The organism is Micromonospora sp. CNZ303 (assembly GCF_004345505.1).
Window position 1 is genome coordinate 37,452 of the sequence record NZ_SLVT01000019.1, and the last position, 19,941, is coordinate 57,392.

At 73.5% G+C, this 19,941-nt stretch carries 17 protein-coding genes, 1 pseudogene and 1 riboswitch; of the genes and pseudogenes, 10 read left to right on the top strand and 8 right to left on the bottom strand.

What is annotated here, in order from left to right; translation table 11 throughout:
* Positions 1 to 11: 11 nt before the first annotated feature.
* From EV374_RS25360 to EV374_RS25380, 6 genes are all read right to left on the bottom strand, one after another.
* Complete coding sequence (locus EV374_RS25360) at positions 12 to 1,142, bottom strand: peptidoglycan recognition protein family protein (RefSeq protein ID WP_132239546.1); 1,131 nt, start codon at positions 1,140 to 1,142, stop codon at positions 12 to 14.
* Positions 1,143 to 1,248: 106 nt separating this feature from the next.
* Positions 1,249 to 1,986 (bottom strand): amino acid ABC transporter ATP-binding protein, encoded by a 738-nt coding sequence (locus EV374_RS25365; protein ID WP_132239737.1) that lies wholly within the window; start codon positions 1,984 to 1,986, stop codon positions 1,249 to 1,251.
* 2 nt (positions 1,987 to 1,988) lie between these two features.
* Positions 1,989 to 2,765, bottom strand: a complete 777-nt coding sequence (locus tag EV374_RS25370) for an amino acid ABC transporter permease (protein WP_132239548.1) — start codon at positions 2,763 to 2,765, stop codon at positions 1,989 to 1,991.
* Between the two features lie 40 nt (positions 2,766 to 2,805).
* Entirely contained in the window at positions 2,806 to 3,660 is an 855-nt protein-coding gene (locus EV374_RS25375) for an ABC transporter substrate-binding protein (protein ID WP_132239550.1), read from the bottom strand.
* A 109-nt stretch (positions 3,661 to 3,769) separates the two neighbouring features.
* On the bottom strand, positions 3,770 to 3,901 hold the full coding sequence (locus EV374_RS33610) for a hypothetical protein (RefSeq protein ID WP_484514332.1): 132 nt from the start codon (positions 3,899 to 3,901) through the stop codon (positions 3,770 to 3,772).
* Positions 3,902 to 3,932: 31 nt separating this feature from the next.
* A riboswitch (SAM riboswitch) is annotated at positions 3,933 to 4,044 on the bottom strand.
* 82 nt (positions 4,045 to 4,126) lie between these two features.
* A complete protein-coding gene (locus EV374_RS25380) occupies positions 4,127 to 4,819 on the bottom strand; it encodes an RraA family protein (RefSeq protein ID WP_132239552.1) in 693 nt (230 codons plus the stop codon).
* Positions 4,820 to 5,108: 289 nt separating this feature from the next.
* On the opposite strand from EV374_RS25380, the gene EV374_RS25385 reads away from it, so the two are divergent.
* Together EV374_RS25385 and EV374_RS25390 are read left to right on the top strand one after the other, a co-directional pair.
* On the top strand, positions 5,109 to 6,344 hold the full coding sequence (locus EV374_RS25385) for an MFS transporter (protein ID WP_132239554.1): 1,236 nt from the start codon (positions 5,109 to 5,111) through the stop codon (positions 6,342 to 6,344).
* A gap of 94 nt (positions 6,345 to 6,438) precedes the next feature.
* Complete coding sequence (locus EV374_RS25390) at positions 6,439 to 7,278, top strand: SPFH domain-containing protein (protein ID WP_132239556.1); 840 nt, start codon at positions 6,439 to 6,441, stop codon at positions 7,276 to 7,278.
* A gap of 21 nt (positions 7,279 to 7,299) precedes the next feature.
* Here EV374_RS25390 and EV374_RS25395 read toward each other — a convergent pair whose 3' ends face one another.
* Positions 7,300 to 8,859 (bottom strand): ATP-binding protein, encoded by a 1,560-nt coding sequence (locus EV374_RS25395; RefSeq protein ID WP_132239558.1) that lies wholly within the window; start codon positions 8,857 to 8,859, stop codon positions 7,300 to 7,302.
* A 274-nt stretch (positions 8,860 to 9,133) separates the two neighbouring features.
* Here EV374_RS25395 and EV374_RS25400 point away from each other — a divergent pair, with 274 nt between their 5' ends.
* The 4 genes and pseudogenes from EV374_RS25400 to EV374_RS25415 all read left to right on the top strand — a co-directional run bounded on the left by EV374_RS25400 (position 9,134) and on the right by EV374_RS25415 (position 14,590).
* Positions 9,134 to 10,759: a serine/threonine-protein kinase gene (locus EV374_RS25400; protein WP_132239560.1), complete on the top strand. Its 1,626-nt coding sequence runs from the start codon at positions 9,134 to 9,136 to the stop codon at positions 10,757 to 10,759.
* A gap of 46 nt (positions 10,760 to 10,805) precedes the next feature.
* A complete protein-coding gene (locus tag EV374_RS25405) occupies positions 10,806 to 11,891 on the top strand; it encodes a hypothetical protein (protein ID WP_132239562.1) in 1,086 nt (361 codons plus the stop codon).
* 52 nt (positions 11,892 to 11,943) lie between these two features.
* A pseudogene (locus EV374_RS25410) lies at positions 11,944 to 12,744 on the top strand (membrane protein); the annotation flags it as partial.
* A 442-nt stretch (positions 12,745 to 13,186) separates the two neighbouring features.
* Positions 13,187 to 14,590 carry an MFS transporter gene (locus tag EV374_RS25415; protein WP_132239566.1) on the top strand — a complete coding sequence of 468 codons (1,404 nt, stop codon included), beginning with the start codon at positions 13,187 to 13,189 and terminating at the stop codon, positions 14,588 to 14,590.
* 159 nt (positions 14,591 to 14,749) lie between these two features.
* On the opposite strand, the gene EV374_RS25420 is transcribed toward EV374_RS25415, so the two are convergent.
* Entirely contained in the window at positions 14,750 to 15,511 is a 762-nt protein-coding gene (locus EV374_RS25420) for a FadR/GntR family transcriptional regulator (protein ID WP_486485952.1), read from the bottom strand.
* A 145-nt stretch (positions 15,512 to 15,656) separates the two neighbouring features.
* Here EV374_RS25420 and EV374_RS25425 point away from each other — a divergent pair, with 145 nt between their 5' ends.
* The 4 genes from EV374_RS25425 to dgoD all read left to right on the top strand — a co-directional run bounded on the left by EV374_RS25425 (position 15,657) and on the right by dgoD (position 19,940).
* Positions 15,657 to 16,943 (top strand): ABC transporter substrate-binding protein, encoded by a 1,287-nt coding sequence (locus EV374_RS25425; protein WP_486485953.1) that lies wholly within the window; start codon positions 15,657 to 15,659, stop codon positions 16,941 to 16,943.
* Positions 16,944 to 17,021: 78 nt separating this feature from the next.
* Positions 17,022 to 17,972 (top strand): carbohydrate ABC transporter permease, encoded by a 951-nt coding sequence (locus EV374_RS25430; protein WP_207914545.1) that lies wholly within the window; start codon positions 17,022 to 17,024, stop codon positions 17,970 to 17,972.
* Positions 17,969 to 18,784: a carbohydrate ABC transporter permease gene (locus tag EV374_RS25435; RefSeq protein WP_132239570.1), complete on the top strand. Its 816-nt coding sequence runs from the start codon at positions 17,969 to 17,971 to the stop codon at positions 18,782 to 18,784. Before EV374_RS25430 ends, EV374_RS25435 begins: the two co-directional genes overlap by 4 nt.
* A 7-nt stretch (positions 18,785 to 18,791) precedes the next feature.
* A complete protein-coding gene (gene dgoD, locus EV374_RS25440) occupies positions 18,792 to 19,940 on the top strand; it encodes a galactonate dehydratase (RefSeq protein ID WP_132239572.1) in 1,149 nt (382 codons plus the stop codon).
* The last annotated feature ends 1 nt before the right edge of the window (position 19,941 follow it).

Genomic DNA, 19,941 nt, shown 5'->3' on the forward strand with positions numbered 1-19,941 from the left:
GCGGATGGTGTTCAGCCCCGGAACGACCGGCGTACGACGCCACCGACGACCGCGCACCAGGTGTCGAGGTCGAGCTTGCCGTGCGCGGGCAGGCGGTGCAGACGCTGCACGTCCTTGACGGCCGTCCTGGTCGCGTGGTCGTACTCGCCGGTGACGGCAACCTCGGGGTAGCCCCGGTAGTTGAGCAGGAACTGCGCGGCGGTGACAGGCGCGCCGCTGGCGTGGGCGCCCAGCTCCGGCACCAGGGTCTCCCAGGTGGGCGCGGTGAGGGTGGCGTCGACGTCGACCGGGATGCCGTTGCGGTACTGCCAGTCCTGCACCGCGGCGACGGTGGCGGCGTCGAAGACGCTGTTGACCGGCACGGTGTAGCCGCGGTGGGCCAGCAGGTACTGCACCACCCGGACGCTGGGGGAGCCGACGAAGCGCCACAGGTCCGGCCAGCGGCGGGCCGGCACGTCGGCGAGGTCGGTGCCGAGGGCCTCGAAGACCCGGCGGCGCAGGGCGGGGAACTGCCGGTAGAAGGTGGCGCCCGGGCACAGGGTGGTGCGGAAGTCCCAGTGGCCGAAGATGTCGTGGGCGTGCAGCCCGTACTGCCGGCAGATGGTCGCGCAGAGCGTGACCAGCGAGTCCAGCAGCGCCTCCGGCGGGGTCTCGGTGACGTACGTGCCCTCGTTCTCGATGCCGATGGCCCGGCCGTTCTCGCCGGGGCAGTGCGCCGAGATCATCTGCCGGTCGCCGGCCTGGAGCCGCTCCAGGCTGCCCCGGCGTCCCTCCATGACGTACCCGCCACGGCTGATCGTGAAGTGCTGGCCGGTGTCGGACCAGCCGTTGCCGTCCATGTGCAGGTTCTGGCAGTCGCGGGCCAGCTTGACCGCCTGCGCCTCGGAGTAGTCGGTGACGTTCGGGAACGCCATGTGGTGCACGATGATCTTGTTGGTGGGGATGGCGCTGACCGCCAGCGGGTCGGCCGGCGGGCGCGCGCCCCACTCGTCGCAGCTGTAGATCCAGTCCAGGTCGGTGCCGGGGTCCGCCTGTGCGGCGGTGGGAAGGGCGAGTTGGCTGCCGACGACCGCGACCGTGGCGGCGCCGAGGCCGGCCCGCAGCAGGGTCCGGCGGTCCAGTGCGGAATTCTCGACGTGCATGGCGTCTCTCCTCTGCGGCCGGAGGTGGGGGCGGGGGCGGCCCCGTGAAAAGGAACTCCAGGCGTCGCGTGTGCAGTGGAGGATATTGCCAAGCGTCGGCCGGGCGCTAGAGCACCTGGGAGAGGAAGCGGCGCAGCCGGGGATGCTCGGCCCGCTCGAAGATCGCGGCCGGTTCGCCGGCCTCCAGCACCACGCCGCGGTCCATGAACGCCACGGTGTCGGCGACCTCGCGGGCGAACCCCATCTCGTGGGTGACCACCACCATCGTCATGCCCCCGGCAGACAGCTCGGCCATCAGCCCGAGCACGCCCTTGACCAGCTCCGGGTCCAGGGCGGAGGTCGCCTCGTCGAAGAGCATCACCTGCGGGCGCAACGCCAGCGCGCGGGCGATCGCGACCCGCTGCTGCTGCCCGCCCGACAGGTGCGCCGGGCGGGCGTCGGCCTTGGCCGCCAGCCCCACCAGCTCCAGGTGCTCGCGGGCGACGGCCACGGCCTCGTCCTCACCGAGCTTGCGGATGCGGCGCAGTGCGAGGGTGACGTTGCGCAGCACGCTCATGTGCGGGAAGAGGTTGAACTGCTGGAAGACCATGCCGATCCGCTGCCGCAGGGCGTCCGGGTCGTCGGCCAGCACGCTGCGCCCGTCCAGCAGCACGTCGCCACGGTCGGGCTCGATCAGCCGGTTGATCGTGCGCAGCAGGGTGGACTTGCCCGACCCGGACGGGCCGATCACGCAGGCCGTCGCCCCGCGCGCCACGTCCAGGTCCACCCCGCGCAGCACCCGGTGCGACCCGAAGGCCAGGTGCACGTCGCGCACGTTCAGGCTCACCGAGGTCGTCGTGTCGATGCTCATCGCTGGTTCCCTCCCGCCGCGCCCGGCAGCGCCAGGTCGAGGTCGTCGCCGTCAGCCGGCGCGGTGGCCTGCCGGCCGTGCCGCAGCCGCCGGTCGATCCAGTTGACGGCGTGCGTCAGCGGAACCGTCAGCGTCAGGTAGCACAGCCCGGCCAGCAGCAGCGCCGACTGGTTGCCGGTGTTCGCCGCGTAGTCCTGCCCGATCCGGAACAGCTCCCGCTGGCTGGCCAGCAGGCCGAGGAAGTAGACCAGGCTGGAGTCCTTGATCAGCGCGATCAGCTGGTTCACCCAGGCCGGCAGCACCCGCCGGATCCCCTGCGGCACGATGACCAGGCGCATCGCCTCGCCCCAGGACAGCCCCAGCGCCCGGGCCCCCTCCAGCTGGGCGGCCTCCACCGACTGGATGCCGGAGCGGAAGATCTCGCCGATGTAGGCCGCCGCGATCAGCGACAGCGCCAGGATGCCCAGGGGATACGGGTTGGGCCCCCACACCTGCATGCCCAGCGGCGCCAGGCCGACGCCGATGAGCAGGATCGTCGCCGCGGCGGGCAGGCCGCGGAACACGTCGGTGTAGACCCGCGCCGGCCACCGCAACCAGCGCGTACGCGAGATGCCCGCGACGGCCAGCGCCATGCCCAGCACCGAGCCGAGCAGGGCGGCGGAGATCGCCAGGATCAGCGTGTTGGGCAGCCCCACCGTCAGCATCTCGGGCAGCGCCTCGCGCATGGAGTCTGCGTCGAAGAAGGTCTCCCACAGGGTGCTCAACGGATCCATCGTCGCTCCTACCGCCCCGCTCGCTCGTCGTCCGTACGTCTCAGGAGGTGGCCGACGCCGACGGCACCGCGACCGTGCCGCTGCCCGGCGTGAAGTCGGCCGGGATCGGGCGGCCCGGGTAGTACCGGGCCTGCAGGCGGCTCCACGTGCCGTCCGCGATCACCTCGTCGAGGCCCTTGTCGAGCGCCTCGCGCAGCTTGTCGTTGCCCTTGGCGAACGCGTACGCCGTCGGGGCCGGGCTGAGCAGCTTGGCCGCCACGGTGATCTTGCCGGCGCTGTCGGCGGCCGACTTGTCGCCGATCTCGGCGGGGGCGATCCAGGCGTCGGCCGTGCCGGCCTTGAGCTGGTTGATCGCGCCGTTGTAGTCGGGCACCCGGACCGGGTCGAGCCCCTCGCCGGTGGCGTAGTCGTCCTGGACGGTGCCCTGCACGACCACGACCCGCTTGCCGGCGAGCTGGTCGAAGCCGGTGATCGGCGAGCCGGCCGGCACGTCGAGTCCGAAGTGGCCGAAGTCGTAGCCGTTGCCGAAGTCGACGGTCTTCCTGCGCGCCTCGGTGATCGTGATCGAGGAGCTGCCGACGTCGAACTTGCGGTTGTTGACCTGGGAGAGCAGGGCGGAGAAGTCGGTGCCGACGAACTCCACCTTCAGGCCGACCTTCCCGGCGACCGCGACGAGCAGGTCGTTGTCGAAGCCGGTGAACTTGCCGTCCTTGAGGTAGACGTTCGGCGGGGCGTCGGTGAGCGTGCCGGCGCGCAGCACGCCCGGCTGGAGCAGGCCGTACGGGTTGTCGGCCGCGCCGGCCGCGTCGTCGCCGCAGGCGGTCAGGGCGGTGGCGGCCAGGACGGCGGCCACGCCGAGGGCGGCGGCGCGGGTGAGGGAGGACAGGATTCGCACAGGTGTCTCCGATGAGGTGTCTGCGGCGACGGGCACGGGGCGCGCGTCGCCGACGGTGCGCCCGGTGGGCGTACCGCTGGAATGGTGCAGGGAAGAAGGGGTGGCGCGGCTAGCGCGCGTCGCCGGGGCGACAGGAGGTGGCGCAGACCCGCATCATGTCGATGTGGCGGCGCCGGATCAGCGCCGGCGACGTCGGGGCCACGGCGGGGACCGCCGGTGGGGCGCAGATGCGGACGGACATGGCTCTCCTCGGTCGGGACGACCTGGGAACCAGGCCGCGCTTGCACCGGAGTCGCTCCGGTGCCTGGTCCTCACCCGGGGCACCCCTGCGCGGACGAGGGCTGCCGGCCAGCGAGCCGGGGCTTGACGCTGGCGCTCATGACCTGCCGACGAGGCTAGCAGCCCGCCACGGTGGGGCGTCCAGCCGCTATGACCACCCTCATGCGCGCCTGCGGGTGGCACGCGGTCACTCCTCGATCGCCCCGCCGACCTGCCGCAGGTGCTGCCGGAAGGTGTGGGCGGGGTCGGCGGCGCGGCGGGCCAGGTAGTCGGCGAAGGCGGTCTGCTCCCGCAGCGTCTCCCCGGCGCGGATCCGCCGCGCCTGGACCCGCTCGACGGTCCCGATGCGCTCCGCTGCCGCGAACAGCTCGGTGGCCCGCGCGGCGGGCACGAACAGCACCCCGTCGTCGTCGGCGACGACGAGGTCGTCGGCGGTCACCACGTGCGGCCCGACCCGGGCGCTGGTGAGCGTCTCCGGCTCCCGCGCATCGAGGCGGGCCGGGCCGGACGGGAGGCTGCCGTAGCTGAAGACGGGCAGGCCGATCTCCACCAGCTCGGGCGTGTCCCGGTGCAGGCCCCAGACGACGAGCCCGGCGATCCCGGCCGCGACGCCCTCCAGCACCGCCAGGTCCCCGACGCACGCCTCGTCGCTCCGGCCGCCGTTGTCGATCACGAGCACGTCGCCCGGGGTCGCGTTCCCGTACGCCTCCAGGAACACGTCCACGCTGCCGTGGTGGCGCACCGGCAGCGCCCGGCCCACGAGGCGGTGACCGGGGACGACCGCCCGGATCCCGGCCGGCGCCGCGCGCGGGGGCACGCCGAGGCGTACGCAGGCGTCGGCGATCAGCGGCGTGGACAGGTCGGCGAAGCGCTCCCGCATGACGTCCTCCCGGCGGTGCGGCAAGTCGTGGGCCGTCATCGTAGGGGGGCCGGTCGGCGGGGCGGCCAGGGCCAATCCGGCGCGACTGGCCCCCCGCGGTGGCGGCGTCCGGGTCTAGACTGTCCACCGTGATCCCACCGCATGCCGTCGCCGCCGTGCACGGCCGCTGGGTCACCCCGGACCTCCCGCTCTACGGCGACGGCCACGATCGCTCCGACTACGTTCCCTGACCGGCCCGGCACTCCACCGTTCTCCGGTCCATCTCCGCCACGCTCGGGAGCGCTCAGTCATGCCCGGATCCGATCACCGCCAACTCGTACCGCCCGCCGACCGTCCGCCCGCCGACCCCACCGACACCTCCGCCCTCGCGGTGCTCCGGGCGCCGCAGACCGCCCGGGTCCTGGCGGCCAGCCTGCTCGGCCGGCTCCCGCTCGGCGCGGCACCGCTGGCCCTGCTCGTCTTCGCCCGGGAGACGATGACGCTGACCGTCGCGGGCCTGCTGGTCGGCGCGTTCACCGCCGGCACCGCCGTGGGCCAGCCGATGCTCGCCCGGATGGCGCAGCGCTGGCGGCAGCCGCCGGTGCTGTGGCTCTCCGTGGCGGCGTCGACGATCGGCTTCGCCCTCACCGCCGCGCACGTCAACCTGCCGGTCACCGTGTTCGCCGCCGTCCTGGCCGGGGCGGGCGCGCCGCCGTTCGAGTCGTGCCTGCGGGTGCTCTGGCGCGACCTGCTCCCCGCGCACCGGGTGCAGACCGCGTACACCCTGGACATCGCCGTCCAGGAGCTGATCTTCATCCTCGGCCCGGTGGTCACGCTCGCCGCCGTGGGCCTGGCCGGCCCGACCGGCGGTCTGGCCGCCGCCGCGGGCTTCCAGGCCGCCGGCACCGCGTGGTTCGCCACGACCGACGCGGTCCGGCGCTGGCGGGGCGAGCCGGCGGTACGCCACTGGGCCGGGCCGCTGCGCGCCGGCCGGCTCCGCCTGGTCCTCGGGGCGCTGCTGCTGGTCGGCGCGGCGGTGGGCAGCGTGACCGTCGCCGCGACCGGATACGCCGAGGCGGCCGGGGCCCGGTCCTGGGCCGGCTGGCTGCTCGCCGCGCAGGCCACCGGGGCGCTGGTCGGCGGCCTGCTCTACGTGCGCTTCGGCGGACTGCGCCGGCACGCCACGCTGCCGCGCGTGGTCGGCGTCTTCGCCGCCGGCTACCTGCCGTTGCTGCTCACCCCGGCCCCGCCCGCGATGCTGGCGCTGATGGCGGTCAGCGGGCTCGCGCTGCCGGCGCTGCTGACCATCGCCTTCGTCGCGATCGACGACGTGGCGCCCACCGGCACGGTGGCCGAGGCGTTCGCCTGGGCGGCGACGGCGTTCTCGGTGGGCAGCGCGGGCGGCGCGGCGGTGACCGGCGTGGTGCTGGACGCGGTGGGGGAGGTGACCGTCGGCTTCCTGATCGCCCCGCTGAGCGCCGTCGCGGCGTGCGGGATCGCGCTGGTGGTCGCCCGCCTCTCCGGCCGCGGCGGGTCGACCGGCTGATCCGACGGGCCGGCCGGCCACCGCCGGTGCCGGGACTACTTCCCGGCGCAGCGGGAAAGGGGCGGCCCGGGGAGCCGTTCGGATCGGGGGTGCCGTGGCAGCGGTTGTCGTCGGCGTGGTGATCGTGGCCGCGCTCCTGGCGCTCGTCGGCGCGCTGAGCGTCCGGCTGGTGCAGCAGTACCAGCGCGGCGTCGTCTTCCGCTTCGGCCGGGTGCTGACGCCGGTCCGGGAGCCCGGCCTGCGGCTGATCGTCCCGGTCGCCGACCGGATGGTCCGGGTCAGCATGCAGACGACCGTCATCGGGGTGCCCCCGCAGGGGGCGATCACCCGGGACAACGTCACCCTCACCGTCGACGCGGTGGTCTACTACCGGGTCGTCGACCCGGTGAAGGCGCTGGTCAACGTCCGCGACTACCCCTCGGCCGTGCTCCAGGTGGCGCAGACCGCCCTGCGTTCGGTGATCGGCAAGGCCGACCTGGACACCGTGCTCGGCGACCGGGACCGGGTCAACGCCGAGCTGAAGGCGGTCATCGACGCGCCGACGGAGGGGCCGTGGGGGCTGCTGATCGAGCGGGTCGAGGTCAAGGACGTCGCGCTGCCCGAGGGGATGAAACGGTCGATGTCCCGCCAGGCCGAGGCGGAACGCGAACGCCGCGCCCGGGTGATCGCCGCCGACGGCGAGTACCAGGCGTCCCGCCGGCTCGCCGACGCGTCCCGGGCGATGGCGGGCACGCCGGGGGCCTACCAGCTGCGGCTGTTGCAGACGGTGGTGGACGTGGCGGCCGAGAAGAACAGCACGCTGGTGATGCCGTTCCCGGTGGAGCTGCTGCGCTTCTTCGACAAGTTCACCCGCGACGCGGAGCCACCGGCGGCGCAGCGCCCGGAACCCGCCGCGCCGGTGCCCGGTGACGGCCACCGGCGCCCGCAGGCCTGACCCGGGGCGGCGGGCAGGCTCTCAGAGCCCGGCCGCCGACTCCGCGGCCGGTTCGCCCGGCTGCGCGGGTACGACCGCCGTCGGCAGCCGCGGCATCGTGAACACGAAGCGGGTCCCGTCGCGGTACGCCTCGTCCAGGCTCAACGTGCCGCCGTGGAACTCGACGACCTTCTTGCACACCGCGAGCCCGATGCCGGTGCCCGGGTACGTGCCACGGGGGTGCAGGCGCTGGAAGATGACGAAGATCTTCTCGGCGTACCGGGGGTCGATGCCGATGCCGTTGTCCTCGACGGCGAAGGACCAGTCGTGTGGGGTGTCCGTCACCGTCACCCGGATCAGCGGCGCCCGGTCGGGGCTGCGGAACTTGACCGCGTTGCCCAGCAGGTTCTGCCAGAGCATGGTCAGCAGGGTCGGCTCGCCCCGCACGGTGGGCAGCGGGTCGCGGGTGATCGTCGCGCCGGACTCGTCCACCGCCCGGGACAGGTTCGACTCGGCCTGCGCGAACACCTCGGCCAGGTCGACCTCCCGCAGCTCGCCGTAGACCCGGCCGATCCGGGAGAACGTCAGCAGGTCGCTGATCAGCTCCTGCATCCGGCTGGCCCCGTCGACGGCGAAGCCGATGTACTGCCGGGCGCGGTCGTCGAGCTGGTCGGCGTAGCGGCGCTCCAGCATCTGGCAGAACGACGCCACCTTGCGCAGCGGCTCCTGCAGGTCGTGCGACGCCACGTACGCGAACTGCTCCAGGTCCTCGTTGGAGCGGCGCAGCTCGGCCGCCTGCTGTTCCAGGGCGTCCCGGTCGTGCTGGCTGCGCTCCCACGCCTCCACCACGGTGCGGCGCATCGTCTCCACGTCACTGGTCAGCCGGGCGATGTCGGCGGGGCCGTCGGGCCGCAGCCGGTGCCGGAAGTCGCCGCCGGCCACCTGCCGCACCGAGGCGCCCAGCCGGTCCAGCGGGCGCAGCACCCTCGTGCGCACCAGCACGGATCCGACGATCCCGCACAGCAGCAGGGCCGCCAGGATCGCCACGAAGGTCAGGTCCCGCAACGCCCGGGCCCGGTCGAGGTCGTCCCGGCCGGCGTCCCGGATCGCGTCGAGGCGGCCGACCAGCCCGGTCAGCTCGGCGCGTACCGCCGCGAAGGCCTCCGCGTCCCCGGTCACCAGCGGCGCCAGCTCCTCCGGCGTCCCGCCGGCCTGCCGGGAGGCGACCAGGCGTTCGGCGTACCCGGTGCGCCAGCGGTCGGCCAGCCGCCGCGCCCGGTCCAGGTCGGCCAGCGCCTCCGGCTCGCCGGCGAGCAGTTCGTGCAGCCGGGACATGGTCGCGCGTTCGCTCTCGACGCCCCGCCGGTACGCGTCGAGGAAGCGCGGGTCGGCGGTGACGACGTGGCCGCGTACGGCCGCCGCCTGGGCGAGCAGGCCGCTGTCGAGCTGGCCGACCGCCGTACGGGCCGGGGCGACCTGGTCGGCGAGGTGGTTGGAGACCGCGGCGGTGTGCCTCAGCGCGGCGGCGCCGGCGCCCCCACCGAGCAGGACCAGGGCGGTCATCGTCAGCAACAGGACAGTGAGCCACCGCCGGGTCGTCATCGGCCGACGGGTCGCTGCCTCGGGAGTCGCCTCGCTGCCCACGGCCTGCACCCTAGTCCAGCCGGCCCGGCCGGGAGCGCCGTGGCGCGGGTGCGGTTGCCGGCGGGTGGTACCAGTGACGTGTGTCCGTAACCGACCATGCCGCCACCCGCCGGGACGCCCCGGACGTCCGGGGGCCGGAAGCAGCCGTTGCGCCGATGGCCGCGCCGGCTCCCGCGACCACAATGGCGACCGGGGGACGGCCCCACCGTCCCCGGATCGGGGAGGTGAACGCGTGACCGGCTGGCAGGTCTCCGGCTACCGCCCGGTACGGCAGCTCGGCGCCGGCGCGTCCGGCCGGGTGGACCTCGCCGTGCACGAGGCGACCGGCACCCCGGTGGCGATCAAGTACCTCACCGGCGGCATCGGCGACGACCCGGCGTTCCGCACCGCGTTCCGCGCCGAGGCCCGGCTCCTGGCCGACATCGACGACCCGCACGTCTCCCGCCTCTACGAGTACGTCGAGTCGCCCGGCGGCGCGGCGATCGTCATGGAACTGGTCAACGGCGTGTCGCTGCGGCAGCTGCTGCGCGCGCACGGAGCGACGACGCCGGAGTCGGCGCTCTGCGTCCTCAAGGGCTCCCTCGCCGGGCTCGGCGCGGCGCACGCCCGGGGCGTCGTGCACCGCGACTACAAGCCGGAGAACGTCCTGGTCACCGCCGAGGGCACCAGCAAACTGGCCGATTTCGGCATCGCCATGCCGGTGGGTGCGGGCTCCGGGGTCAGCGTCACCGGCACTCCCCGCTACATGGCCCCCGAGCAGTGGACGGGCGCCCCGGCGAGCCCGGCCTGCGACATCTACGCGGCCACCGCCACCTTCTACGAGTGCCTCACCGGTCGCCCGCCCTTCGACGGGCGGGACCTGCTCACCCTGCGTCAGCAGCACGCCCACGCGCCGGTCCCCACCGACGCGGCCCCCGAGCCGGTGCACGAACTGCTGCGGCACGGCATGGCCAAGCAACCGGCCGAGCGGCCGCAACCCGCCCAGGTCTTCCTCGCCGTGCTGGAGCGGGTGGCAGCCGACGCGTACGGGCGGCGGTGGGAGGAGCGTGGCCTGCGCGAGCTGGCCCGGCGGGCGGCCCTGCTCGCCGCCCTCCTGCCGTTCCCGGACGGCACCGGCGGGGCCACCAGCCTGGCCAGCACCGCGTTCGGCGAGGCGACGGGCCGGTGGACGTGGCTGCGGTCCGGCCGGGCCCGCGCGGCGCTGGTCGGCGGCGGGCTGGCGGCGGCGCTGCTGCTCGGCGGCGCCGGGTTCAGCTACGCCGGCCGCGACGAGCCGCTGCCCGCCGCCGGGACGACCGCACCCGAGGCGCCGGCGGAGCCGACAGGTGCGCCCTCCGCGTCGGCCCCCGCGCCGAGCCCGACGGCCGGGACGACGCCCACCCCGACCCCTCCCGTCGCACCCACGGCGACGACGGCCGCACCGGAGCCGACCGGTACCGGCGCGCCGACGACGTCGGCCCCCGCCCCGCCGACCGCGTCGGCCAGCGCCAGCGCCGCGCCCGCGGACACCGTCGCGCCCTCCGTCGGCCGGGTCGCGGCCAGCCCGGGCGAACTCGACCCGCGCGGCTGCCCGTACGGGCCGACGTCCAGCACGATCTCCGCGGTCGTCGCCGACGACCGTACGGCCACCGGGGAGCTGAGGGTGAGCCTGCGCTACACGCTGGACGGTCGCGCCACCGAGGTGCCCATGGCGGCGGGCGGGCGCGGGGTGTTCCGGGGCGTCCTGGGCGAGCTGCCCCAGCCGAAGACCAGCACCCGGATCCCGGTCCGGGTCGTCGCCGTGGACGAGGCCGGCAACGCCTCGCCCGAGGGCCCGCCGGTGTACGTGACGCTGCGCTCGTTCTGCACGCCGGGCTGACGCCCGACACTTCGATGCCGACCACGACGACGGAGGGCGGGCCGCCGTGACCCAGCCGAACGACCCGACCGAGGCGCTGCCCGCCCGCCGCCAGCCGGACGACGGCGCGGCGACCGCCCGCCTGAACGTCCACCAGCCGCCGCCACGGGCGGAGCCGACCGCCCACCTGCCTTCCCGCGACGCGACGGTGTATTTGGCCGGTGGAGAGCCGACCGCGCGCCTTGCCACCGGCGAGGCGACCATGCGCCCGGCGGCGGAGGAAACGACGGCGCACCTGCCTTCCCGCGACGCGACGGTGCACCTGGCGGGCATGGCACCATCCCCGGCTTCGGGTGAGGCGACCGCGCACCTGGCGGTGGGGGAGCCGACGGCGCCTCCGGCCCACGGTGCGGCGACCGTGCGCCCGGAACCAGGCGAGGCGACGATGCCGCGGCGCGCCCCGGGCGGGGGACCCGGGCCGTGGCCGGCGGCGCGGCACGCACCGGGGGAGTGGACCGCACCGGGGGAGTGGACCGCACCGGGGGAGTGGACCGCCCGGGCGACGGCCACGGAGGTCGGGCACGCGGCCGGTGCCGGGCGTACCACCGGGCCCGGCCCGGGGACGCCGTTCGGCGGGCCCGCCGGGCCCGCCGCCCCGCCCGGCGGGGAGGTGCGGTTCGGGCCGGGCGTGCCGACGGCCCCGCCACCGGCACCCGCGTGGCCGGCGCCGCCGCGCCGGCGGTCGGCGTGGCGGACGGTGGCCTCGGTGCTGTCGACCCTGCTGACCGTAGCCCTGCTCGTCGCCGTCGGCCTCCACCTCTGGCAGCGGATCAGCCCGCTGGAGGTGACCGGGGTGACGGTGGCGGTTCCGCAGCCGGCCGGCGACCGGTGCGACGTCACCGTCGACGTGGTCGCCACCGTGTCGACGAACGGCCGGGCGGGGGAGATCCGCTACCAGTGGCTGCGCACCGGCAGCGCGCCCGGCAGCCTGCTGACCGAGCGGGTCGGGCGCGGCCAGCGCACCGTCGAGTTGACGCTGCGCTGGGCCTTCAGCGGCGTGGGCAGCACGACCGAGATGGCCACGGTCAACATCACCTCACCGGCTCCCGTGCAGGCCCAGACCCCGGTGTCCTACGGCTGCCGGCGCCGCTGACCGGGCGTTTCCCAGGTCGCCGCCCGGGGTAGGTCGGGCCGGACGAACCCGGATGCCGTGTGGAGGAATTCCGATGAGAGACAACTTCGGCGACGCGGTGGGGGACGCCCTCCGGTCGGTGATGCTGTTCCTGCCCAAGGCCGTCGCCTTCGTGGCGATCCTGGTGGTCGGCTGGCTGATCGCCAAGGCCGTGCTGAAGATCGTGGACAAGGTGCTGGAGCGGGTGGGCTTCGACCGTGCCGTGGAACGCGGTGGGGTCCGTCGGGCCCTGGCCCGCTCCCGGTACGACGCCAGCGACATCGTCGCCAAGCTCGCCTACTACGGCGTGCTGCTGGTGACCCTCCAGCTGGCCTTCGGCATCTGGGGGCCGAACCCCATCTCCGACCTGATCGCGGGTGTGATCGCCTGGCTACCCCGGGCCTTCGTCGCGATCGTCATCGTCGTGGTGGCCGCCGCCATCGCCAACGCGGTGAAGGACATCATCAGCGGCGCCCTCGGCGGGCTGTCGTACGGCCGGCTCCTGGCCACCATCGCCTCCGTGTTCATCCTCGGCCTGGGCGTCATCGCCGCGCTCAACCAGATCGGCGTGGCCACCGCGGTCACCACTCCGGTGCTGATCGCGGTGCTGGCCACCGTCGGCGGCATCCTCGTCGTCGGGGTGGGCGGCGGGCTGATCCGCCCCATGCAGAGCCGCTGGGAGTCGTGGCTGAGCCGGGCCGAGCAGGAGTCGCGGCTGATCGCCACGCACGCGCGCGCCTACCAGGCCGGACGCCGCGACAGCGAGGCCCACCTCGCCGCGGCGGCCACGCACGACGGCGACCCGGACGCCACGCAGGTGGTCTCGGGCCCGCGCGTCGACACCGACCCGGAGGCCACCCAGGTGGTCTCCGCCCCGCGGGTCGGGGCGGACCCGGACGCCACGCAGGTGGTCTCCGGTCCCCGCGCCGACACCGACCCGACCGTGCCCGTGCCGCGACAGGGCGACCCGGACGCCACCCGGGTCACCTCGGGCGGCGCCACCGTCCCGGCCCGCCCGGCCGGCGAGGACAGCGAGGCCACCATGGTGATCCCGCCGCTGGAGGGCGAGCAACGCCGCCGCTGACCACGCCGCCGGGGTGGGATCCACATCGGATCCCACCCCGGCGTGTGTCCGGCGAAGGGCGTGACGGCCCGGGCCGGCGCGGCTACCATCGCGGCATGACGTGGCGATGTTGATGCACTGCTAGGGGCCACTGCCGTGGGCCGCCGCGGTCGCCGTACGTCCGGCGTCCGCTTCGTCCTCACGGGAAGGTCCCATGACTGTCCACCCTCCGCGCGCGTCCGACGCGCGCGTCCGCCGGCTGGCGGCCACCCTCTACGGGTACGCGTTCCTCAGCGAACTCGTCCTGCTCTATCCGCTGTACGCGCTGCTGTTCAGCGACACCGGCCTGTCGGTGTGGCAGATCTCGTCGCTGTTCGTGATCTGGTCGGCCGCCAGCATCCTGCTGGAGGTGCCCTCCGGCGCGTTCGCCGACGCGGTTTCCCGGCGGCTGCTGCTCAGCCTCGCGCCGGTGCTCACCGCCGCCGGCTTCGCCCTCTGGGTGCTCGTGCCCTCGTACCCGGCCTTCGCCGTCGGGTTCGTGCTCTGGGGCGCCGGCGGGGCGCTCGCCTCGGGCGCGCTGGAGGCGCTGGTCTTCACCGAACTCGACCGCCTGGGCGCCGCCGGCCGCTACGCCCGCGTCATCGGCCGGGCGAAGACGGCCGGGACGATCGGCGTGCTCGCCTCGATTCTGCTGGCCGGCCCCGTGTTCGCCGTCGGCGGCTACCCGGCCGTCGGTGTGGCGAGCGTGCTCGCCTGCCTGCTCGCCGCCGCCGTCGCCACCCGCCTCCCGGAACACCGTCGACCCGAGACCGCCGATCTCGACGCCGCGCCCGTCCGGGCCGACGCCGACTCCGTCCGGGCCGACGCCGCGCCCGCCGATCTCGACGCCGCCCCCGCCTTCGCCGTGGGCGACGGGGGACCGGACGGGACCGGGCGTGACGGGGGACCGGAGCGGACCGGGCACGACGGCGGGGCGGACGACGACGACGAGGACCTCGGCTGGTGGGCGAGCCTGCGCGCGGGGCTCGCCGAGGTCCGCGCCGACCGGACCGTGCGCGCGGCGGTGCTGCTGGTCGCGGTCGTCGCGGCGGTCTGGGGCGCCCTCGACGAGTACACCCCGCTGCTGGCCCGGGACACCGGCGTCGGCGAGGCGACCGTGCCGCTGCTGCTCCTGCTCACCTGGCTCGGGGTGGCCGTGGGAGGCCTGCTGGCCCCGGCGGGGGAGCGGCTGACCGCCCGGGGGTACGCCGGCCTGCTGGCGCTGTCGGCCCTGGCCCTGGTCGCGGGGGCGCTGTCCGCCCGGCCGGCCGGCTTCGCGTTGGTCGCGGCCGCGTTCTGCGGCTTCCAGCTCGCCACCGTGCTCGCCGACGCCCGGTTGCAGGCCCGGATCACCGGGGGCAGTCGCGCCACCGTCACATCGCTGGCCGGGATGGCCACCGACGTGACGGTCATCGCGGTCTACGGCGGCTACGGCCTGCTCGCCACCGGGGCCGGCAATCCGGTCGCGTTCGCGGTGGCCGCGGTGCCGTACCTGATCGTGGCGCTGCTGCTGGTGACCCGCGTGGGCCGCTCGGCCCGCCGCACACCGGCGCGGACGACCGCCGGGCGCGCCGGCTGACCACGGCCCGGCGGCGGTCCGCGCGACCGCCGCCGGGCCCGCCGCCCGTCAGCCGGAACGACCACCGGTGTCCGTCGCGGTCCCGGAGCGCGCGCACGCGCACGCTCGCTCGGCGGCGGGCCCTTCGCGCCGGTACGCCGTCAGCCCGGCGGGTCGCGCTCAGGCGCCGGCGGTCTCGCCGGTCTGCTCCCAGATCGAGCTCATCTCGTCGAAGGCCTGCTCCATGAGCTGCACCATGGCCCGCCGGGCGCGCTCGCCGTCGCGCCGCTGGATCGCCTGGGCCACCTCGGCGTGCAGTTGGAGGGCCTGCTCGTGTGGGTGGTGCGGCATCAGGTGGTGCTGGTGCCGGCCGGTGAGCACCTCCGCGATCAGGTCCTGCAACCGGACGAACATCTCGTTGCCGGACGCGACCAGGATCCGGCGGTGGAATTCTATGTCGAGCTGGAGGAAGCGCTCCTCGTCGCCGGCCTTGCCGGCGGCCCACATCTTCGCCGCGAGCCCGACCAGGTCGCTCGCCTCGTCGTGGCCGACCCGGTTGGCGGCCAGCCAGGCGGCGTGGGGCTCGATGGCGGTCCGCAGCTCGGTGATCGAGCGTAGCTGGACGATGCGGCCGGCCGAGGCGAGCCGCCAGCGGATCACCTGCGGATCGAAGACGTTCCAGTCCTCCGCCGGGCGGATCATGACCCCGACGCGGCGGCGGGTCTCGATGAAACCGATCGAGGCGAGCACCCGCAGCACCTCGCGGACCACCGAGCGGGACACGGCGTAGCGGTCGACCAGGTCGTCGATGTTGAGCACCGACCCGGGAGCCAGCTCGCCGTCACAGATGGCTGTGCCGAGGCGATCGAGGACGCGTGCGTGCAGGCCAGCCTCGACAGGGGCGAGCTGGGCGGCCACAGCCCCCGAGGAGGACGATTTCACGTAACGGAGCATATCAGTTGGGTCTACCCCTTGTATAAATCTGTTTTTTCGGCCTAGCATCCGGTTGTTAAGCGGATGTAAACCGCGAGGTGGCGGCCCACCCGTCAGGGCGGCGGCCACGGCCACGGCATAAGGAGAGATGGACGTGAGACGTCGATCAGTTATTGGGACTTCCCTGGCGATGGTCGTCGCCCTCGGCCTGTCCGCCTGCGGTGGCGGCGACGACGCCGGCGGCTCGAACACCGTTCGCGTGACGCTGGTGAACCACGTCTGGACGGAGAACATCAAGAAGGCCCTGCCCGAGTTCGAGAAGCAGTCGGGCCTGAAGGTGGAGGTCACCCAGCTCGGTGAGGACCAGCTCTCCGACCAGTACAACGTCAAGCTCAACGCCGGGTCCACCGACCTGGACGTGATGATGTACCGGCCGCTGCAGGAGGGGAAGCTGTTCGCCAAGAACAAGTACCTCGCCGACCTGACCGAGAAGAGCAAGTCGGACAGCGCGTTCGAGATCGCCGACTTCCAGTCCGGACCGGTGCAGGCCACCACGTACGAGGACAAGGTGGTCGGCGTGCCGATCATCACCGAGCAGGAGGTCCTCTACTACCGCAAGGACCTGCTGGAGAAGTCCGGCTTCACCGCCCCGCCGAAGACCCTCGATGAGCTCAAGGCGCAGGCGGCGAAGGTCGAGGCGGACAACCCGGGCGTGGCGGGCTTCGTGTCCCGCACCGGCAAGGCCGCCGCCGTCACCCAGTTCTCCAGCTTCCTCTACAGCTTCGGCGGCGACTTCGTCGACGCCAGCGGCAAGGCCTCGATCAACACCGAGCAGGCCAAGCAGGCGTACGCCTACTACGGCGGGCTGCTGCGTGAGCACGGCCCGGAGAACATCAGCACCGACATGAGCTGGTCCGAGGCGATGGCGATCTTCACCCAGGGCAAGGCGGCCTTCTACACCGAGGCCAACTCGCTCTACAAGAACGCCACCGACCCGACCAAGTCGAAGGTCTCCGAGACCGTCGGGTTCGCGGCCTTCCCGGCCGGACCGGCCGGCTCGAAGCCGTACAACATCCCGTCCTGGGCGCTCGGCGTCAACGAGGCCTCGAAGAACCAGGACAACGCCTGGAAGTTCATCCAGTGGGCGGCCGGCAAGGAGCAGGCGCTGGCGCAGCAGAAGGCCGGCGTGCCGAGCGCCCGTACCTCCGTCTGGGAGAACCCGGAGGGCGCGGCGACCTACCCGAAGGACCTCGCCGAGGCCACCACGGTCAGCACCGCCAACGGCGTGGGCCACGACCGGCCGCTGGTCGAGAAGGTCGCCCAGGCGCGGGAGATCGTGGGCCAGCCGATCGTCGACGCGATCACCGGCAAGGACGCGGCCGCCTCGGCGGACGCGGCCAACGAGGCGTTCCAGAAGTTCCTCGACGACGAGGCGAAGTAGCCCGAAGCGCAGGTGGCGGAGCCGGACCGGCTCCGCCACCCCGCGTCGGGCCGCTGCCCTGACCCACCCGGAGACCTCATGTCAGCCGTCACCACACCAGTCAAAAGATCGCCCGAGGCGCGTCCGGCGTCCCCGGAGACCTCAGCCTGGTCGCGCTGGGCCAACGCGCACCGCAAGTGGCTCTTCGCGGCACCCGCCATGTTGTTCGTCGCCGTGCTGATCATCTTTCCGGTGGCGTGGACCGGGTACCTCAGCCTGACCGACGCCGAGGGCTCGGTCCGTGCCGAGAGCTCGTTCATCGGCTTCCAGAACTACCTCGACGTGCTCGGCGACACCGACCGGTTCTGGCCGGCCGTGTGGCGCACCGCCCTCTTCACCGGCGTCGTGCTCTTCTTCGAGGTCGTCCTCGGCATGGCGATCGCCCTGCTGCTGTGGCGACCGTTCCGCGGTGAGAAGTGGGTCCGGGTCGCGATCCTGCTGCCGCTGGTGGCCACCCCGGTCGCGGTCGGCATGATGTGGCGGCTGATCTTCGACCCCAACATCGGCATGGCCAACCAGGTGCTCGGCTGGGTCGGGATCGACCCCCAGCCCTGGCTCTCCGGGCAGAACTCGGCCCTGCCGACGACGATGTTCATCGACATCTGGCAGTGGACGCCGATGGTCGTGCTGATCCTGCTCGCCGGCCTGACGTCGCTGTCCGACGAGCCGCAGGAGGCGGCGCTGATCGACGGCGCCAGCACCTGGCAGCGGTTCCGGCACGTCACCCTGCCGCTGCTGATGCCCACCGTGATCGTCGCGATCCTGCTGCGCGGCATCGACGCCCTGAAGACCTTCGACATCCTCTACGCCACCAAGGGGCGCGGCGGCGGGTCGTTCCACGAGGTGGAGACCCTGAACGTGTACGCCTACGGGCTCAGCTTCGACTACAACGACTACGGCGTCTCATCGACCGTCCTCATCATCTTCTTCCTGATCATCATCGGGGTGATGTGGGCCCTGACCTACCGCAAGAAGGGGCTGGACCGATGAAGCTGCGCAGGCCGTACAAGATCTTCCGCACGGTGGCCCTCGTCCTCGTCGTGCTGTCGCTGATCGCGCCGCTGGTGTGGATGGTCGCCGCGTCGTTGAAGACGAACGTCGACATCTACGACACCGACAAGGCGTTCGTCTTCTCCCCGACGCTGGACAACTACTCCAACGTGCTCCAGCAGGCGAACTACATCCAGTTCATCGGCAACAGCCTCTGGGTGGCGCTCGCGGCCACCGTGCTGTCGCTGCTGCTCGGCGTGCCCGCCGCGTACTCGATGAGCCGGTTCAACATGAAGAAGTCCGCGCTCGTCGTGCTCATGGCGCGGGTCATCCCCGGCGTCTCGCTGCTGGTGCCCTGGTACTACGTCTTCTCGAACCTGCAGATGGTCGGCGGGTTCACCGTGCTGATCCTCAGCCACATGTTCGTGTCGCTGCCGCTGATCGTCTACATCATGATGGGCTACTTCGACGGCCTGCCGACCGAGCTCGAGGAGGCCGCGCTCGTCGACGGGCTGACCCACATCGGCGCGTTCCGGCGGATCACCCTGCCGCTGTCGGTGCCCGGCATCGCCACCGCCGGCATCCTGTCGTTCATCTTCTCCTGGAACAACTTCATGTTCGCCCTCGTGCTGTCCGGGGCCGACACCAAGACGCTCCCGGTGGCGATCTTCGACTTCGTCGGCTACGCCAGCATCGACTGGGGCGGCCTGATGGCGGCGGCCACGGTGGTCACCCTGCCGATCATGCTGATCGCCCTGTTCGTGCAGAAGTACGTCGTCTCCGGCCTCACTGCCGGCGCCACGAAGGGCTGAGGACACCATGACCACGATCGAACGGGTCGAGACCTTCCTCGTCGCGCCGCGCTGGCTGTTCGTCCGGGTCGAGACGTCCTCCGGGATCGTCGGCTGGGGCGAGGCGACCTGCGAGGGCCGGTCCGAGACCGTCCGCACCGCCGTCGAGCAGCTCAGCGAGCTGCTGGTCGGCCGGGACGCGCTGCGCATCGAGGACCACTGGCAGGTCATGACCAAGGGCTCGTTCTACCGGGGCGGACCGATCCTGGCCAGCGCCGTGGCCGGGCTCGACCAGGCGCTGTGGGACATCGCCGGCAAGCACTTCGGCGCGCCGGTGCACCAGCTGCTCGGCGGCCCGGTCCGGGACCGGATCCGGGTCTACGGCTGGGTCGGCGGCGACGAGCCGAGCGAGGTACGCGACCAGATCGCCGCCGCCGTCGCCACCGGCCTGACCGCGGTGAAGATGAACGCCTCCGGCCGGATGAGCACCGTGGCGTCCGTCGCCGAGATCGACGGCGTGGTGCAGCGGGTGGCCGCCGCCCGCGAGGTGCTCGGCGACGAGCGGGACGTGGCGGTCGACTTCCACGGCCGGTTCACCCTCGCCACCGCCCGCCGGGTCGCCCCGCTGCTGGAGCCGTACCGGCCGTTCTTCCTGGAGGAGCCGGTGGTGCCGGAGAACTCGCACCTGATCGGCGAGTTCGTCCGTTCCACCACCACGCCGGTGTCGACGGGGGAGCGGCTCTACAACCGGCAGGAGTTCCTGCCGGTGCTCCAGGCCGGCATCGCGGTCGCCCAGCCGGACCTCTCGCACGCCGGCGGCATCACCGAGGTGCGCAAGATCGCCGCGCTGGCCGAGGTGTACGACGTGCAGCTCGCCCCGCACTGCCCGCTCGGGCCGATCGCGCTCGCCGCCTGCCTCCAGGTCGGCTTCGCCACGCCGAACTACCTGATCCAGGAACAGAGCATCGGCATCCACTACAACCTCGGCGCCGAGGTGCTCGACTACTGCCTCGACAAGACCCCGCTGACGTTCGTCGACGGGTACGTCGAGCGGCTCACGGCACCCGGCCTCGGCATCGAGATCGACGAGCACGCCGTACGGGCGGCGGACAAGCGCGGACACGCGTGGCGCAGCCCCACGTGGCGGCACCGCGACGGCTCCTACGCGGAATGGTGAT

Coding starts and splice junctions, on each gene's coding strand:
- EV374_RS25360 (WP_132239546.1), bottom strand. CDS start 1,142: ATGCACGTCGAGAATTCCGCACTGGACCGCCGGACCCTGCTGCGGGCC.
- EV374_RS25370 (WP_132239548.1), bottom strand. CDS start 2,765: ATGGATCCGTTGAGCACCCTGTGGGAGACCTTCTTCGACGCAGACTCC.
- EV374_RS33610 (WP_484514332.1), bottom strand. CDS start 3,901: ATGTCCGTCCGCATCTGCGCCCCACCGGCGGTCCCCGCCGTGGCCCCG.
- EV374_RS25380 (WP_132239552.1), bottom strand. CDS start 4,819: ATGCGGGAGCGCTTCGCCGACCTGTCCACGCCGCTGATCGCCGACGCC.
- EV374_RS25385 (WP_132239554.1), top strand. CDS start 5,109: ATGCCCGGATCCGATCACCGCCAACTCGTACCGCCCGCCGACCGTCCG.
- EV374_RS25395 (WP_132239558.1), bottom strand. CDS start 8,859: ATGACGACCCGGCGGTGGCTCACTGTCCTGTTGCTGACGATGACCGCC.
- EV374_RS25415 (WP_132239566.1), top strand. CDS start 13,187: ATGACTGTCCACCCTCCGCGCGCGTCCGACGCGCGCGTCCGCCGGCTG.
- EV374_RS25430 (WP_207914545.1), top strand. CDS start 17,022: ATGTCAGCCGTCACCACACCAGTCAAAAGATCGCCCGAGGCGCGTCCG.
- EV374_RS25435 (WP_132239570.1), top strand. CDS start 17,969: ATGAAGCTGCGCAGGCCGTACAAGATCTTCCGCACGGTGGCCCTCGTC.
- dgoD (WP_132239572.1), top strand. CDS start 18,792: ATGACCACGATCGAACGGGTCGAGACCTTCCTCGTCGCGCCGCGCTGG.